Source organism: Sphingomonas carotinifaciens, from assembly GCF_009789535.1.
Classification (GTDB): Bacteria; Pseudomonadota; Alphaproteobacteria; order Sphingomonadales; family Sphingomonadaceae; genus Sphingomonas; species Sphingomonas carotinifaciens.
Genome location: NZ_WSUT01000005.1, coordinates 2051849 through 2066800 on the forward strand (window position 1 = coordinate 2051849; position 14952 = coordinate 2066800).

Sequence of the window (14952 nt, forward strand, 5' to 3'; positions counted from 1 at the left end):
AGGGCCGGCGAGGGAAACCCCGCCGGCCCTTTTTCACGACCGATTGCCGGATCGTGCGACGATCAGCGCTTCGGCTTGGGCAACACCACCGTCGGGCCGATCGAATTGACCACCGCGCGGGCATCGAACGCACGCAGATTGTCGCGCGGGATCGGACCCTTGCGCATCACCACCTCGGCCGTCGCCTCGTACCGGTCGACGGTGCGGATATCGACGCCGCCACCCCATGGACCACCCCAGAAGGGATCCCACGACCGCCAGCCGAACCCGGCGCCGTGGAAGCGCCACATCGGACCCCACAGGCCGCCGCCGAACCCGCCAAAACCACCGCCAAAGGCGGTCGGGTTCGAATAGGTGCGCGACCGCAACTGCGTATCGCGGTCGGCCATCACGAAATAATCATAACCGTTGGCAAGCGTCAGTTCCGCCGCGCGGAACAGCAGATACCGCTCGACCGTGTCGCGCGCGGTAACGGTGTTACCGGCGAAGCTCACCAGGAAGCGGTTGGGCTCGATCTGGCGATCTGAATATCCCGTGGCATAGAAGCCCGAACCCGTGGCAGGGCGATACGTAGTTTCCGTCGCGCAGCCCGCGACGAGCAGAGTACCCGCCGTCAGGGCGGCTATCAGTGCCTTGCGACCAATTTGCATGGACTCTTTCCTTCTCCGTCCACCGCATCGACGGCGAACCTGTTCGCTCGTACCCGTTCAACTCAGAACGTTCGATGAACGGGTTTGCTCCCGCGACGAATTGTTGGGAGTCATGCCCCGATCAAATGCAATGCAATCGATCGCCGGTGGCGTCGACGGCGATGTTCGAACAGGTAGAGCGACTGCCACGTGCCGAGTGCCAGCCGGTGGTCGATGACGGGTATCGCCAGGTTGACGCCGGTGAGGGCGGTGCGCAGATGTGCGGGCATATCGTCCGCCCCCTCATCATCATGCGTATAGGCCCGTGCATCCTCGGGCGCGATGCGGGCGAAATAGGCGAGCAGATCGACCTGCACCTCGGGCGATGCGTTTTCCTGGATCAGCAGCGAGGCAGAGGTGTGCCGGCAGAACAAGGTCAGCAACCCCTCCGCCATATCGTGCTGGTCGACCCAGCTGGTGACGCGGCGGGTGATATCGAACAGGCCCTGTCCGGGCGTGTCGATGGAAAGAAGCGTGGTGGCCTGGCGCATGGCGTCTCAATGCTTCGGCGGCGCAAACGGCCTCAAATGGACCTACATGCCCGCACATGCGTTAGCCCGGCACTTCTCGAGGAGACGCATGATGAAGTCGAACCTGCTTGCAGCCCTGGCGGTGGCCACGCTTGCCGTGCCGGTGACCGTCGCCCCCGTCGAGGCGCAGCGCCGCGACCGTGACTATCGCTGGCATGGCGACGACCGCAACTGGGAGCCGTCCCGCGACTATCGCCGCGGCAATTACCGTGAGCGGCGCCTGAGCCGGAACGACCAGATCTATCGCGGGCAGGATGGCCGTACCTATTGCCGTCGCAACGATGGCACGACCGGTCTGGTGGTCGGCGCGGTCGGCGGCGGTGTGCTGGGCAATCTGGTCGGCGGCGGCACGCTCGGCACCCTGCTCGGCGCAGGCGGCGGTGCCCTGCTCGGCCGCGAGGTCGATCGCGGCAAGGTCCGCTGCCGCTGATCGGTTCGCAGCGAGGCATGAGGGCGCCGGTGGGGAAACCCGCCGGCGTTCTTTTTGGGTGAGGGTGGCCGCCAGGGGACGAGCACGGGGGAAATGCGCGACCACCCTCGTCCGTCATGACGGAGCGGTCGTTGGCCAGCCTTGATCGCCGCGACACGCACGCGCGATAGAGGCTGTCATAATGGTTGTGATAACGGAGGTAAGGAAATCGCCAGGTGCGAGTTGTCGACTCAAGCAGATGTTGGCGGAAGATCTACAGCGCCGGTGGCTCCCTGAGTAGGATTCGAACCTACGGCCGCTCGATTAACAGTCGAGAGCTCTACCGCTGAGCTATCAGGGAATGTCCGGCGCTGTGGGGGGCTCTATAAACGGCTCGAAAAAGCTTGCAAGCCTCTTTTTTGCGGATGCGCGTCAGGAGGCGAATTGCTCCATGGTGATCCGGTCGTCGAGCGCATGTTCGGGGTCAAACAGCAGCGTCAGTTCGCGCGAACGATCCATGCAGATGTCGACGCGGGCGACATCGCGCACCTCGCGCTGGTCGGCCACCGCCGAGACGGGGCGCTTGGAGGAATCGAGGATGCGGATCGAGAAGCGGGCCCGGTCGGTCAGGATCGCGCCGCGCCAGCGCCGCGGGCGAAACGGGCTGATCGGGGTGAGCGCCAGCATGCCCGATCCGAGCGGCAGGATCGGCCCCTGCGCCGACAGGTTGTAGGCGGTGGACCCGGCGGGCGTGGCCACCAGGATCCCGTCGCAGGCGAGTTCGGGCATAACGATGCGGTCGTTGACGCTGATTTCCAGATTGGCGGTCTGGCGGGTCTCGCGCAGCAACGAGACCTCGTTGATCGCGGGCAGCGTGTGCACGCGACCATCGACGGCGGTCACCGTCGCCTGCAGCGGCGTGACCTTGAACGGGCGTACCCGCATCAGCCGCTCCTCCAGGCCGTAGCTGCGCCATTCGTTCATCAGGAAGCCGACCGTGCCCAGGTTCATCCCGAACACGGGCACCGGCGGCTTGCGGCGCTCCAGCATGCCGTGCAGCGTCTGGAGCATGAACCCGTCGCCGCCGAGCGCGATGACGACATCGGCGTCCTCGGCATCGACCCAGTCGGCCATGTCGCGAAGCTCGGCCGCCGCTTGCTGCGCAGGCGGTGTCGGCGAGGCGACCAGCGCCCGCCGTTCATACTCGCTCATCCGCCGGTGACGCTCATGTGTCGCGACACGGCGGGGGCGGCACCGCTTTCGATTCGGAAATCATGGCGCGCCGGCTTGATCGCCAGCCCGGCATCGATCGCGGCATCGAGCGCGGGCAGCCCGCCGGCCCGTAATGCGGCTTTCAGATCCACCTGATCCTCATGACCCAGGCACATGAACAGCTTGCCCTCCGTGGTCAGCCGGACCCGGTTGCAGCCATCGCAGAAATTCGCGGTCAGGGGCGAGATCAGGCCGAGGCGCGTCTGCGTGCCCTCGACCCGCCAATAGCGCGCCGGGCCACCGGTGCGATGCGCCGCGCGGGCCAGCGGGAAGCGGGCGGACAGATCGTCGAACACGGCGGTCAGCGGCAGGAAGCGGTCGACCCGGTCCTCGTCGATGGCGCCGAGCGGCATGGTTTCGATCAGCGACAGGTCCAGCCCCTCGTCGATGCACCATTGCAGCATCGGGGCGATCTCGTCCTCGTTCAGCCCTTTCAGTGCGACCATGTTGATCTTGACGGCCAGACCGGCATCGCGCGCGGCGAGGATGCCGCGCAGCACGCCGTCCACGTCGCCATGACGGGTGATGAAGCGGAAGCGGTCGGGATCGCGGCTGTCGAGGCTGACATTGACGCGTGCCATACCGGCTTCGACCATTTCGGGCGCATATCGTGCCAGACGTGTCCCATTTGTGGTCATGGTCAGCTCGTCCAGCCCGGTGCCGACATGGCGGCCGAGGCGCCGGACGAGGTCGCCGACATCCCGCCTGACGAGCGGTTCGCCACCCGACAGGCGGATCTTGGTCACGCCGCGCGCGATGAAGCGCTCCGCGATGACGGCGATCTCTTCCAAGCTCAAAAGCTTGGCGCGCGGCAGGAACGTCATGTTTTCCGCCATGCAGTAGCGGCATCGCAGGTCGCAGCGATCGGTCACCGAGATCCGCAGATAGCGGATCACGCGACCATGCTGGTCGGCCAGGGGCTGACCCACAAATACGTCCGGAGCCATGCTCACTTGGCTAGGACCTTGGCACCTGAGCGGCAAGTCCGTTTCGCATTGGCGGGAAAAGAGACGGCGGCTAGGCTGGTTGGATGAAGCAGGGGACGATCCATTCGCGCGAGGATGTAGTGGCAACGGGCATCGTCCTGATTTCGTTCCGGCCCGGCCCCGTGCCCGACAGCGCCCTGGTCGACGCGGTGGTCCAGACGGGGCGGCAGCCGGTGGTCGTCCAGCCCGAGGATGCGAGCGCGAATCGCTTTGCGGCGGGTGCGGCGCGCATCGCGCTGATCGATGCGCGCGATGCCCCCGACATCATGCTGGCGGCGGCGGAGCGGCTTGCGCCCGGCGTGGAGGCGGTCGGCGGCGCCCTGCTGGTGCTGAGCGCGCCGGCACTGGCGATGCGCGCAAGCGACGCCGGGGCGACGCATCACTGTTCGGACATCGCGGCGCTGTCCGCCGGTCTGGCACTGGCGGCGCGGCATGTGGAGCGCATGGCGGGCGACCGGCGGGGGGCGCGGGACGCGGAGATGGCGGGGGGCGTCGGGGGATGGATCGAACGGGCGATCGGGCATGGGCGACCATGTGTGGTCGTCATGGTGTCGCTGTCGCGGCTGGACCTGGTGAATGCGGCGCATGGGCGGCCGGCGGGGACGATGCTGCTGCGCGCGATTGATTCGCGGATCCGGGCGGCGGCGGCGGAAGTGTTCGGGGAGGCGACGATCACCGCGCGGCTGAGCGGGTCGAACTTCGTGGTGGCGGGCATGGGCGGGGCCGGGGAGGCCGCCGCGATCGCCGCCGCGCTGGAAGGGGCGCTGGCGCGGCCGGTGCTGGCGGCGGGATCGCCGGTGCTGCTGGGCACGCGGCTGGGACTGGCGCGCAGCGAAATGGGCGACGATGCCGCCGCATTGCTGCGCCGCGCCAGCGAGGCGCTGGCCGAGGCCAAGGCGAGCGATGGCGCAGTGCTGCGCGTCGCGCACCCGCAAGGCGTGGCGCCGCTGGACGTGCTGGGCGTGGACCTGCACCATGCGATCGAGCGCGGCGAGATCGACGTGCTGTTCCAGCCGCAGGTGGAGATCGCGACGGGGCGGATCGTTGGCGTCGAGGCGCTGGCGCGCTGGTACCACCCGACGCTGGGGCCGCTGGGGGCCGAGCCGCTGTTCGCTGCGGCGGAGCGCGCCGATCTGGGCATCGCGCTGTCCGATCACATCCAGCGCATCTCGCTGGCGCGCGCCACCCGCTGGCCGCAGGCGCTGGACGGGGTGAGGCTGTCGATCAACCTGACCGCGGCGGACATTGCGCGCGCCGGCTTTGCCGAGATGTTCCTGAAGCGGGTCGACGCCAGCGGCTTCCCGCGTGGACGCCTGACCGTGGAGATCACCGAGACGGGGATGATCGAGAATCTCGACGCCGCCGCGGCGCTGCTCGCCCACTTGCGCGGGGCGGGGTGCCGCGTGGCGATCGACGATTTTGGCACCGGTTATTCCAGCCTCGCCTATCTGAAAGCACTGCCGCTCGACTATCTCAAGATCGACCGGGCGATCACGCAGGATATCGAGGGCTCGCCGCGCGACCGGGTGGTGGTGCGCGGGGTGATCGCCATGGCGCAGTCGCTGGGGCTGGCGGTGATCGCCGAAGGGGTGGAAACCTCCGCGCAACTGGCACTGCTCGCGGCGGAGGGGTGCAATTACTACCAGGGCTTCCTGCGGGCAGGGGCGCTGGGCGAGGCGCAACTGGTGGCGATCATGGAGAGCGAATGATGGGCATGATGGCGATCGGGATCGCGCTGGTCGCGGCACAGGCGGGCGATCCGGCCGAGGCGGGCATCCGCGCGGCGATGACGGCGAGTGCGGCCGGGTGGGACGCAGGCAATCTCGACCGGTTCATGGGCATCTATGCGCCCGATGCGGTGTATGTCGGTGCGCGCGGACTGGTGCGCGGCAAGGCGGCGATCGCCGACAGCTACCGCACCAGCTTTGCCGGGGGCGCGAACAGCCGCGGACGGCTGTCGTTCGAATATCTGCTGATCCGGCCGATCGGCGAGCGGCGAATGGTCTTCGCCCGCTGGCACCTGCGCGGGGGCAATGGCGAGGAAAGCGGGATGACCACGCTGGTGTTCGAGCGCCGGGCGGGTGGCTGGAAGATCGTGGCGGATCATAGCAGCTAAGGGTACGCTATATCCTTCATCCGTTCGGCCTGAGCGAAGTCGAAGGCCACGCGCTGGTGGCTGTGCTTCGACTACGCTCAGCACGAACGAACTATGTTCAAAGCCGACACGCCAGGCGCCGGCATTCACCCCGCCGCCTTGGCCAACCCCTTGGACAGTTGCAGCGCGCCGTGGAGGCGGGCCTTGGCGTCGGGCCAGGCGCGGTTGACGACCAGCTTGCCATCGGGACGCAGCTTGGCGACATCCTTCAGCCGGTCGACATAGGCGAACAGGCCGTCGACATCGGCGGGCTTGTTGTCGTGGAACGACACCAGCACGCCCTTCGGCCCCACATCCATCTTCGACACACAGGCCTTCTTGGCATTCAGCTTGATCTTGATGACCTGGATGAGGTTGTCGGTCGCATCGGGCAGCGGGCCGAAGCGATCGATCATCTCGGCCGCGAAGGATTCGATCTCGGCATGCTTTTCGAGGTCGTTCAGGCGGCGGTACAGTCCCATGCGCAGGTCGAGGTCGGGGACGTAATCGTCCGGGATCAGGATCGGCGCATCGACCGTGATCTGGGGGCTGAAGTCGCGCGGACGCTCGAACGCGCCGCCGGACTTGGCCTCCAGGATCGCCTCCTCCAGCATGGACTGGTAGAGTTCGTAGCCGACTTCCTTGATATGCCCGGATTGTTCGTCGCCCAGCAGATTGCCGGCACCGCGAATGTCGAGATCGTGGCTGGCAAGCTGGAAGCCGGCGCCCAGCGAGTCGAGGTCGGACAGCACCTTCAACCGCTTTTCCGCGGCATCGGTCATCTGCCGCTCGGGCGGGGTGACGAGGTAGGCATAGGCGCGCGTCTTGGCGCGACCGACGCGCCCGCGAAGCTGGTAGAGTTGCGCCAGGCCGAAGCGGTCGGCGCGGTTGACGATCATCGTGTTGGCGGACGCGATGTCGATGCCGCTTTCGATGATGGTGGTGGAGACCAGCACCTCGAACTTCTTGTCGTAAAAGGCCGACATGCGCTCCTCCACCTCGGTGGCGGACATCTGGCCGTGCGCGACGACGTAACGGACCTCGGGCACCTCGTTGCGCAGGAACTCCTCCAGATCGGGCAGGTCGGCGACGCGCGGGGTGACAAGGAAGCTCTGGCCGCCGCGATAATGCTCGCGCAGCAGGGCCTCGCGCAGCACCACCGGGTCCCACGGCATGACATAGGTGCGCACCGCCAGGCGATCGACCGGCGGGGTCTGGATGACGGACAGCTCGCGCAGACCCGACATCGCCATCTGCAGCGTGCGCGGGATCGGCGTGGCGGTCAGCGTCAGCATGTGGACGTCGGCCTTCAGCGCCTTCAGCCGTTCCTTGTGCGTCACGCCGAAGCGCTGTTCCTCGTCGACCACGACGAGGCCGAGGCGCTTGAACTCGACATTCTTGGCCAGCAGCGCGTGCGTGCCGACGACGATGTCGAGGTCGCCCGATGCGGCGCCCTCCTTCACCTTCTTCGACTCCGCGGCGGTGACGAGGCGCGACAGCCGCCCGATCTTGATCGGAAAGCCCTCGAACCGCTGGACGAAGTTGTTGTAATGCTGGCGCGCGAGCAGGGTCGTGGGACAGACCACCGCGACCTGCATCCCCGCCATCGCCGCGACAAAGGCGGCGCGCAGCGCCACCTCGGTCTTGCCGAAGCCGACATCGCCGACGATCAGCCGGTCCATCGGCTTGCCCGCGGCAAGGTCACCCAGCACATCCTGGATCGCGCGGTCCTGATCGTCGGTTTCCTCGTAGGGGAAGCGATCGACGAAGCTGGGATAGCCGGCGGTATCCGGCTCCGCCAGCTCGCCGGGGCGTAGCGCGCGCTCGGCAGCGGTGGCGATCAGTTCACCCGCAATCTCGCGGATGCGCTCCTTCATCTTCGACTTGCGCCGCTGCCACGCCTCGCCACCCAGCCGGTCGAGGGTGGCGCCGTCCTCGCCCGATCCGTAGCGGGTCAGAACTTCCAGATTCTCGACCGGCACGTACAGCTTGTCGCCGCCGGCATAGGACAGGGCAACGCAGTCGTGCGGGCTCTTGCCGACCGGCACCGAGGTCAGCCCCTCGTAGCGCGCGATGCCGTGATCGGCATGGACCACGAGATCGCCGGGCGACAGCGTAGCGAGTTCGGCAAGGAAGGCGTCCGCCGACTTGCGGCGCTTCGCACGGCGCACGAGCCGGTCGCCCAGCATGTCCTGTTCGGTCAGCACCGACACGTCGGGCGCGGTGAAGCCATGGTCGAGCGGCAGGACGATCATCGCGACGCCGAAGCTCTTGCCCGTATCGGCGATGCCCAGCGCCTCCTGCCAGCCATCCGCCGCCTTGGCGCCCTTCAGCCCATGATCCTTGAGCAGGCTGGTCAGCCGTTCGCGCGCACCGACCGAATAGCTGGCGAGGACGGGCTTGCGCCCCTGTTTGCGCAAGGCCGCGATATGCGCGACCACCGCCTCGTAGACATTCGCCTGGTTGGCGCGTTCGGGCGCGAAGTCGCGGGCATTGTCGACGCCGAAGTCGAGCACGGTCCGGCTTTCCGGCTCGTGGAACGGCGTGGTCAAATGTGCGGTCGCCGCCTCCAGCGCGGGGGCCCATTCCTTGGGCGCCAGATACAGTGCCTTGGCGGGCAGGGGACGATAGCTGCCCGGCTGTGCGCCCTCGGCCCGCTTGCGGTTCTCATAATAGTCGGCGACCGCCTCGAACCGGCCTTCCGCCGCCTGGGCGACGCCGGCGTCGCGGACCACGACCGCATCGCCCAGATGGTCGAAGAGCGTCGCCAGCTTGTCCTCGAACAAGGGGAGCCAATGTTCCATGCCGGCCAGCCGCCGCCCGTCGGAGATCGCCTGATAGAGCGGGTCGCCGGTCGCGGTCGCGCCGAACGTCTCGCGATAGCGGGTGCGGAACCGCTTGATCGATTCTTCGTCGAGCAGCGCCTCGGACGCAGGCAGCAGGGTGAAGCCTTCGATCCGGCCGGTGGTCCGCTGGTCGCCGGGATCGAAGGTGCGGACGCTTTCGATCTCGTCGCCAAAGAAGTCGAGGCGCAGCGCCTGTTCCGCCCCGCTGGGGAACAGGTCGACCAGACCGCCGCGCACCGCATATTCGCCCTGGTCGTGCACCGTCTCGGTCCGGACATAGCCGTTCGCCTGCAACAGCGCCGCCAGCCGGTCGAGGTCGATCCGCTCGCCGGGCGCCAGCTTGGCGACGAGCTGGCGGATGCGGAACGGGGTCAGCACCCGCTGCGTCGCGGCATTGGCGGTGGTCAGCACGAGTTGCGGTGCCTTCGCCCTGGCCTGCAACCGGTGCAGGCCGGCGATCCGCTCCGCCATGATGCGCAGCGTCGGCGAGGCGCGGTCATAGGGCAGGCAGTCCCAGGCCGGGATCTGGATGACCTCCAGCTCGGGCGCGAAATAGGGTGCGGTGCCGGCGATCGCGCGCATCTGCGCATCGTCGCTAGCGATAAAGACGACGCGTCCCGCCGCACGCGCCAGATCGGCGAGCAGCGACGGCTGGAACCCCGCGGGCACGCCGGACAGGGTGAGCGGGGTGGTGGCGGACAGGATCGTCTTCAGGTCGGGCATGATATTTCCACTAGGCCCTCGCCCCGACGGGGAGAGGGAGGAGACCCGCGGCGCAGCCGTGGGGAGGGTGAGGGGGTGCCAGTCAGCGTTTCCGCCTGTGGCACCCCCTCACCCCGACCCTCTCCCCGGGGGGAGAGGGGGCAAAGGTCACTTCGCGATCGGCACGAAGTCCAGGTCGCGCATCGTCTGCATCATCGGGCCCTCCCAACGCGGGGGACAGGGTTGGGTGCCGATCGCCCAGGCCATGATATCCACGTCCTGTTCCTCCAGCAGCGCCTCGAACCAGTCGGTCTGCTCGGGCGTCCAGTCCTGGTGATGCCGGTCGAAAAAGCCGCCGATCATCAGGTCGGCCTCCTTGGTGCCGCGGTGCCAGCTGCGAAAGCGCAGGCGTTTCAGACGGATGGCGTGGTCCATGGGGCTCCCAACAAATGGTGCCCGGCGGACGCTGGCGGCGGCCGTCGGGTGCGGTATAGGCGGCATGTAGTCATGCGTCCCGATATCCTCAATCCGCTGTTCGCCGAGGTGACCGCGCTGAAAGGCGTGGGCCCCGGCCTTGCCAAGCCGCTGGACCGGCTGGACCTTCGTCGCGTGGTCGACGTCGCCTTCCATCTGCCGACCGGCCATATCGACCGGCTGCCCCGCGACGAACTGATGACCTCCGACGCCGGCCGCGTGATTGCGATCACGCTGACCCCGCGCGAGCATCGCAGCCCGGCCGGGCGCGGGCCGGCGCGGGTGATTGCCGAGGATGCACGCGGCAATACCGTCGCGCTGGTCTATTTCGGCGGATCGGCCGGCTGGGCGAAGCGGCAGTTGCCGGTGGGCGAGCCGCGCCGCGTGTCCGGGCGGCTCGACCTTTATGGCGACACGCTCCAGATCGTCCACCCCGAGGTTGGCGAGGATGACGAGGCCTTTGCGATGCGCGAGGCGATCTATCCGCTGTCGGAGGGGCTGACCTCGCGCCGGATCGCGGGGTTCGCCGCGCAGGCGATCGAGCGGGCGCCGGTCTTGCCCGAATGGATCGAGCCGGGGCTGAAGGCCGCGCGCGGCTGGCCCGACTGGCGCGATGCGCTGGCGCGGATCCATGCCGACCCCACCGACGCCAAGGCGCGCGAGCGGCTGGGCTATGACGAGGTGTTCGCCAACCAACTGGCGATGACGCTGGTGCGCGCCGATTCGCGGCGGCGGCGGGGCCGGGCGCTGAAGGGGGACGGGCGCCTGCGCGACATGCTGCGGTTGCCGTATCGGTTGACGGGGGCGCAGGACCGCACGGTGCGCGAGATCGAGGGCGATCTGGCGCAGGAGGCGCCGATGCTGCGTCTGTTGCAGGGTGATGTGGGCGCGGGCAAGACGCTGGTCGCCGCGATGGCGCTGCTGATCGCGGTGGAGGCGGGGACGCAGGGTGCGATGCTGGCGCCGACCGAGATCCTGGCGCGCCAGCATTACGAAACGCTGCGCCGGACGCTGGCGGGCCTTCCGGTGCAGATCGGGGTGCTGACCGGCCGCGACAAGGGGCGGGCGCGCGAGGCGACGCTGATGGCGCTGGCGGCCGGCGAGATCGACATATTGGTCGGCACGCACGCCATCTTTCAGGAAGGCGTCACCTACCGCGACCTCAGCCTGGTGGTGGTGGACGAACAGCATCGTTTCGGCGTGCAGCAGCGCATGATGCTGCAGGAAAAGGGGCGCAGTCCGCACGTCCTGGCGATGACCGCGACGCCCATCCCGCGCACCCTGACGCTCGCCAATTACGGCGAGATGGACGTCAGCCGGCTGGACGAGATGCCGCCCGGGCGCGAGCCGATCGAGACGCGGGTCGTATCCGAGGAGCGGCTGGACGAAGTCGCCGCCGGACTCGGCCGCCATCTGGCCGATGGCGGGCAGGCTTACTGGGTGTGCCCGCTGGTCGAGGAAAGCGAGAAGTCCGACCTCGCCGCCGCCGAGATGCGGGCGGAATCGCTGCGCGCGCTGTTCGGCGACCGGGTCGGCCTGATCCACGGCAAGATGAAGCCGGCGGAAAAGGACGCGGTGATGGAGGCGTTCGCGGACAACCGGCTGGGCGTGCTGGTCGCCACCACCGTGATCGAGGTCGGCGTCGACGTACCCAATGCACGGCTGATCGTGATCGAGCATGCCGACCGGTTCGGACTGGCGCAGCTCCATCAGTTGCGGGGGCGCGTCGGGCGGGGCGGGGGGCTGTCGCGCTGCCTGTTGCTGCGGGGCAATGCGCTGTCGGAGACGTCGCGCGCGCGCCTCGCGTTGATGCGCGAGACCAATGACGGTTTCCGGATCGCGGAGGAGGATCTGCGGCTGCGCGGGGCCGGCGACCTGCTCGGCAAACGTCAGTCGGGTGAGTTGGCGTTCAGGCTGGTCGCACCGGAGATGCTGAACGACCTGATCCAGTGCGCGCAGGACGATGCCCGGTTGTTGATCGACCGCGACGGCGGGTTGCAGGGGCCGCGCGGGCAGGCGGCGCGGACGGCATTGTACCTGTTCGAACGCGAGACGGGCGTGGCGCTGCTGCGCTCGGGCTGAGCGCGATCAGTTACCGCGCAGCGCGGACAGGAACGGGAAATAGGAATGGGTGGGCACCGGCCGGTCGAACTGGCAGCCGATCCGGCCGCCGAGCGCCCAGCGTATCTCGGCCGTGGCGCTGCCCAGAACCGGCAGCTGGACGTCGATCCGGTCCCCGACGTTCAGCGTGTCGATGCACCGCGCCATCAGGCCGCCGCCGGAGACGTTGACGATGACGATCGCGATCCTGCTGCCATTGGCAGCGACGGCACTGGTGCGGTAAAACACCTCGTGCCGCGGCTCGCCGCGATCTTCATGGTTATGTGCCGTTGCTGCCCAATTCATCCCCGTACCCCCGCTTCACACCAATACGGTTAAACCCACAATGGTTGAAAAAGGATCCAGATCAGAATTTTATTTGGCAAATCAGTATGATGTAGATCAAGATATTATGCTGCATCGCAGCAAGGTCATTCCCTTGCCAGCAACCCATGGTGCTTCTTGCCGGCGGAAATCCGCACGGTTTCTGCATCGACCGCGATGATCGCGGTGTCGCTGTCGATCTTCTCGCCCTCGACGCGCGCGCCGCCGCCCGCGATCAGACGACGGGCCTCGCCCTTCGACTTGGCGAACCCCAGGCCGACCAGCGCATCGACGATGCCGATACTGCCGCCTGCGACCGCCAGCGTCGGCAGCGCGCCGCCGGCCGACCCCTCCTCGAAGGTCCGGCGCGCGGTTTCGGCCGCCTCTTCCGCCGCCGCAGCGCCGCGGCACATCGCGGTCGCGGCGTTGGCGAGGATCTTCTTGGCCTCGTTGATTTCCGCGCCTTCCAGCGCTTCCAGCCGGGCGATCTCGTCCTCGGTCACGTCGGTGAACAGGCGCAGGAAGCGGCCGACATCGCGGTCGTCGGTGTTGCGCCAGAACTGCCAGTAATCGAAATGCGGCAACTGGTCCTCGTGCAGCCAGACCGCACCGGCCATCGTCTTGCCCATCTTGCCGCCGTCTGCGGTGGTGATGAGCGGAGTGGTCACGCCGAACACGTCGGTGCCGTCCATCCGGCGCGCCAGTTCGATGCCGTTGACGATGTTGCCCCACTGGTCGCTGCCGCCCATCTGGAGCCGGCAGCCGCGGCGCAGCGCCAGTTCGCGGAAGTCATAAGCCTGCAGGATCATGTAGTTGAATTCGAGGAAGCTGAGCGACTGTTCGCGGTCCAGCCGCAGCTTCACCGAGTCGAAGCTGAGCATCCGGTTGACCGAGAAATGCTGCCCCACCTCGCGCAGGAAGGGGATATATTCCAGCCGGTCGAGCCATTCGGCATTGTCGACCATCACCGCATCGGTCGGCCCGTCGCCAAAGGTCAGGAAACGTTCGAAGATGCGCTTGATCGAGGCGACATTGGCCTGGATGCCATCCTCGGCCAGCAGCTTGCGGGCCTCGTCCTTGAAGCTGGGATCGCCGATCTTGCCGGTGCCGCCGCCCATCAGCACGATCGGCTTGTGCCCCGTCTGTTGCAGGCGGCGCAGCAGCATGATCTGCACCAGGCTGCCGACGTGCAGCGACGGCGCGGTCGGGTCGAAGCCGATATAGCCGGGCACGATCTCCCGGGCGGCCAGCGTGTCCAATGCCGCGGCATCGGTCATCTGGTGGATATAGCCGCGGGCAGACAGCGTGCGAAGCAGGTCGGACTGGTAGGTCATAGCGGGTGTGTCGTTACACATGCGCGCAGCCGCCGTCACCCTTCAGTTGGGTGGCCTTACTTTCGCGGCAACTGGCTTTGCGGATCGACCGGGGTACGGCCGCGACGCAATTCGAAATGCACCTCCGGCCGGTCGGCAAAGCCGGTATCGCCCGACAGCGCGATCGTCTGCCCGCGCTTCACGCTCTGCCCGCGCTGGACGAGCAGCTTGGAGGCATGGCCATAGACGCTGGTCCAGTTGTCGCCATGCTTGACGATCACCAGCCCGCCCAGCGCGGCGATACCGTCGCCGACATAGGCGACCACGCCGTCTGCCGCGGCCTTGACCGGCGTGGCCAGCGGCACCGCGATCTTGATGCCGTCGTTGCGCTCGCCGCTGGCACCGGGACCGAAGCGGCGCACGACGCGGCCGTCGACCGGCCAGACGAAGCCGGAGCGCAGGCGTGCCGGCGCGGCGACGACTGCGGTCGGGGGCAGCACGCGCTTCGGCGTCGCGGCGGGCCTGGCGGGGGCCTGGTTGCTAGCCAGCGCGGGCTCGCCGCCGGTCAGGATGTCGTCCACGTCCAGGCTGAACGCCGCGGCGCGATCGGCCAGCGAGGGCGTGTGCTCGCCGCTCGCCGGGCCGGGAATGATGACGCGCTGGCCGGCGCGCAGCACATAGGGCTCCTCCAGCGCATTGGCGTCGACGATCCGCGACCATTCGACGCCGTAGGCGCGCGCGATCGCGATCCCCGTCTCGCCGGATCGGACCAGGTGATAGCGCCCGGCAGGGATCGAGAGCCGCTGCCCCACCCGGATGACGAAGGGGGGCTGAAGGCCGTTGGCCCGCGCGATCGCCTCCGACCCCGAACCGGTGCGATCCGCCACCCGGCGCAGGCTGTCGCCTAGCTGCACGACATAGGTGGAGGCGGGGATTTCGCGTGCGTCGGGCGTGACGGGCCGTGTTTCCCAGGACGGGCGCGGTGCCGGCAGCGTGGATACCGCGTCGCTGGCCGGCGGCGACAGGTCGCCCTGCATCGCCGGCGGGGCGGGTCGTTCCTCTGCGCGCGGGGGTGGCGGCGGCGGCGCAGTGGGGGTGGCATCGTCCAGGCTGGGGATGCACCCCGCCAGCATCGTCGCGCCCAGCATCATCGCCAGCTTCCGCATGCCGCCA

The 14952-nt window shown here is 68.1% G+C and carries 13 protein-coding genes and 1 tRNA gene; 4 read left to right on the forward strand and 10 right to left on the reverse strand.

The window, feature by feature from the left end; genetic code table 11:
- Window positions 1-62 precede the first annotated feature (62 nt).
- Together GQR91_RS11750 and GQR91_RS11755 are read right to left on the reverse strand one after the other, a co-directional pair.
- Entirely contained in the window at window positions 63-650 is a 588-nt protein-coding gene (locus GQR91_RS11750) for a CC0125/CC1285 family lipoprotein (protein ID WP_112382428.1), read from the reverse strand.
- A 110-nt stretch (window positions 651-760) separates the two neighbouring features.
- Window positions 761-1180: a secondary thiamine-phosphate synthase enzyme YjbQ gene (locus GQR91_RS11755; RefSeq protein ID WP_149681619.1), complete on the reverse strand. Its 420-nt coding sequence runs from the start codon at window positions 1178-1180 to the stop codon at window positions 761-763.
- Window positions 1181-1271: 91 nt separating this feature from the next.
- Here GQR91_RS11755 and GQR91_RS11760 point away from each other — a divergent pair, with 91 nt between their 5' ends.
- The gene (locus tag GQR91_RS11760; RefSeq protein ID WP_149681980.1) at window positions 1272-1649 is read left to right on the forward strand and encodes a glycine zipper 2TM domain-containing protein; all 378 of its coding nucleotides are present in this window, start codon (window positions 1272-1274) and stop codon (window positions 1647-1649) included.
- A 265-nt stretch (window positions 1650-1914) separates the two neighbouring features.
- Here GQR91_RS11760 and GQR91_RS11765 read toward each other — a convergent pair.
- The 3 genes from GQR91_RS11765 to moaA form a co-directional block, all read right to left on the reverse strand.
- Window positions 1915-1989: transfer RNA gene (locus GQR91_RS11765), tRNA-Asn, on the reverse strand.
- 71 nt (window positions 1990-2060) lie between these two features.
- Window positions 2061-2840, reverse strand: a complete 780-nt coding sequence (locus GQR91_RS11770) for an NAD kinase (protein ID WP_149681618.1) — start codon at window positions 2838-2840, stop codon at window positions 2061-2063.
- Window positions 2837-3847, reverse strand: a complete 1011-nt coding sequence (moaA, locus tag GQR91_RS11775) for a GTP 3',8-cyclase MoaA (protein ID WP_149681979.1) — start codon at window positions 3845-3847, stop codon at window positions 2837-2839. The genes GQR91_RS11770 and moaA overlap by 4 nt, the downstream gene beginning before the upstream one ends.
- A gap of 83 nt (window positions 3848-3930) precedes the next feature.
- Here moaA and GQR91_RS11780 point away from each other — a divergent pair, with 83 nt between their 5' ends.
- Window positions 3931-5595, forward strand: coding sequence for a GGDEF domain-containing phosphodiesterase (locus GQR91_RS11780; RefSeq protein ID WP_149681617.1), 1665 nt, complete (start codon window positions 3931-3933; stop codon window positions 5593-5595).
- Entirely contained in the window at window positions 5592-6002 is a 411-nt protein-coding gene (locus GQR91_RS11785; protein ID WP_235903907.1) for a YybH family protein, read from the forward strand. The genes GQR91_RS11780 and GQR91_RS11785 overlap by 4 nt, the downstream gene beginning before the upstream one ends.
- 125 nt (window positions 6003-6127) lie before the next feature.
- Here the strand turns inward: GQR91_RS11785 and mfd are convergent, their stop codons facing one another.
- Both mfd and GQR91_RS11795 read right to left on the reverse strand, forming a co-directional pair.
- A complete protein-coding gene (mfd, locus tag GQR91_RS11790) occupies window positions 6128-9589 on the reverse strand; it encodes a transcription-repair coupling factor (RefSeq protein ID WP_149681616.1) in 3462 nt (1153 codons plus the stop codon).
- 147 nt (window positions 9590-9736) lie between these two features.
- A complete protein-coding gene (locus GQR91_RS11795) occupies window positions 9737-10003 on the reverse strand; it encodes an FAD assembly factor SdhE (protein ID WP_149681615.1) in 267 nt (88 codons plus the stop codon).
- Window positions 10004-10075: 72 nt separating this feature from the next.
- Here GQR91_RS11795 and recG point away from each other — a divergent pair, with 72 nt between their 5' ends.
- Complete coding sequence (gene recG, locus GQR91_RS11800) at window positions 10076-12124, forward strand: ATP-dependent DNA helicase RecG (RefSeq protein ID WP_149681614.1); 2049 nt, start codon at window positions 10076-10078, stop codon at window positions 12122-12124.
- Window positions 12125-12130: 6 nt separating this feature from the next.
- Here the strand turns inward: recG and GQR91_RS11805 are convergent, their stop codons facing one another.
- From GQR91_RS11805 to GQR91_RS11815, 3 genes are all read right to left on the reverse strand, one after another.
- Window positions 12131-12448: a PilZ domain-containing protein gene (locus GQR91_RS11805; RefSeq protein ID WP_149681613.1), complete on the reverse strand. Its 318-nt coding sequence runs from the start codon at window positions 12446-12448 to the stop codon at window positions 12131-12133.
- A 125-nt stretch (window positions 12449-12573) separates the two neighbouring features.
- On the reverse strand, window positions 12574-13800 hold the full coding sequence (gene tyrS, locus GQR91_RS11810) for a tyrosine--tRNA ligase (protein ID WP_149681612.1): 1227 nt from the start codon (window positions 13798-13800) through the stop codon (window positions 12574-12576).
- A 56-nt stretch (window positions 13801-13856) separates the two neighbouring features.
- Window positions 13857-14945 (reverse strand): M23 family metallopeptidase, encoded by a 1089-nt coding sequence (locus tag GQR91_RS11815; protein ID WP_235903906.1) that lies wholly within the window; start codon window positions 14943-14945, stop codon window positions 13857-13859.
- Between the last annotated feature and the right edge of the window lie 7 nt (window positions 14946-14952).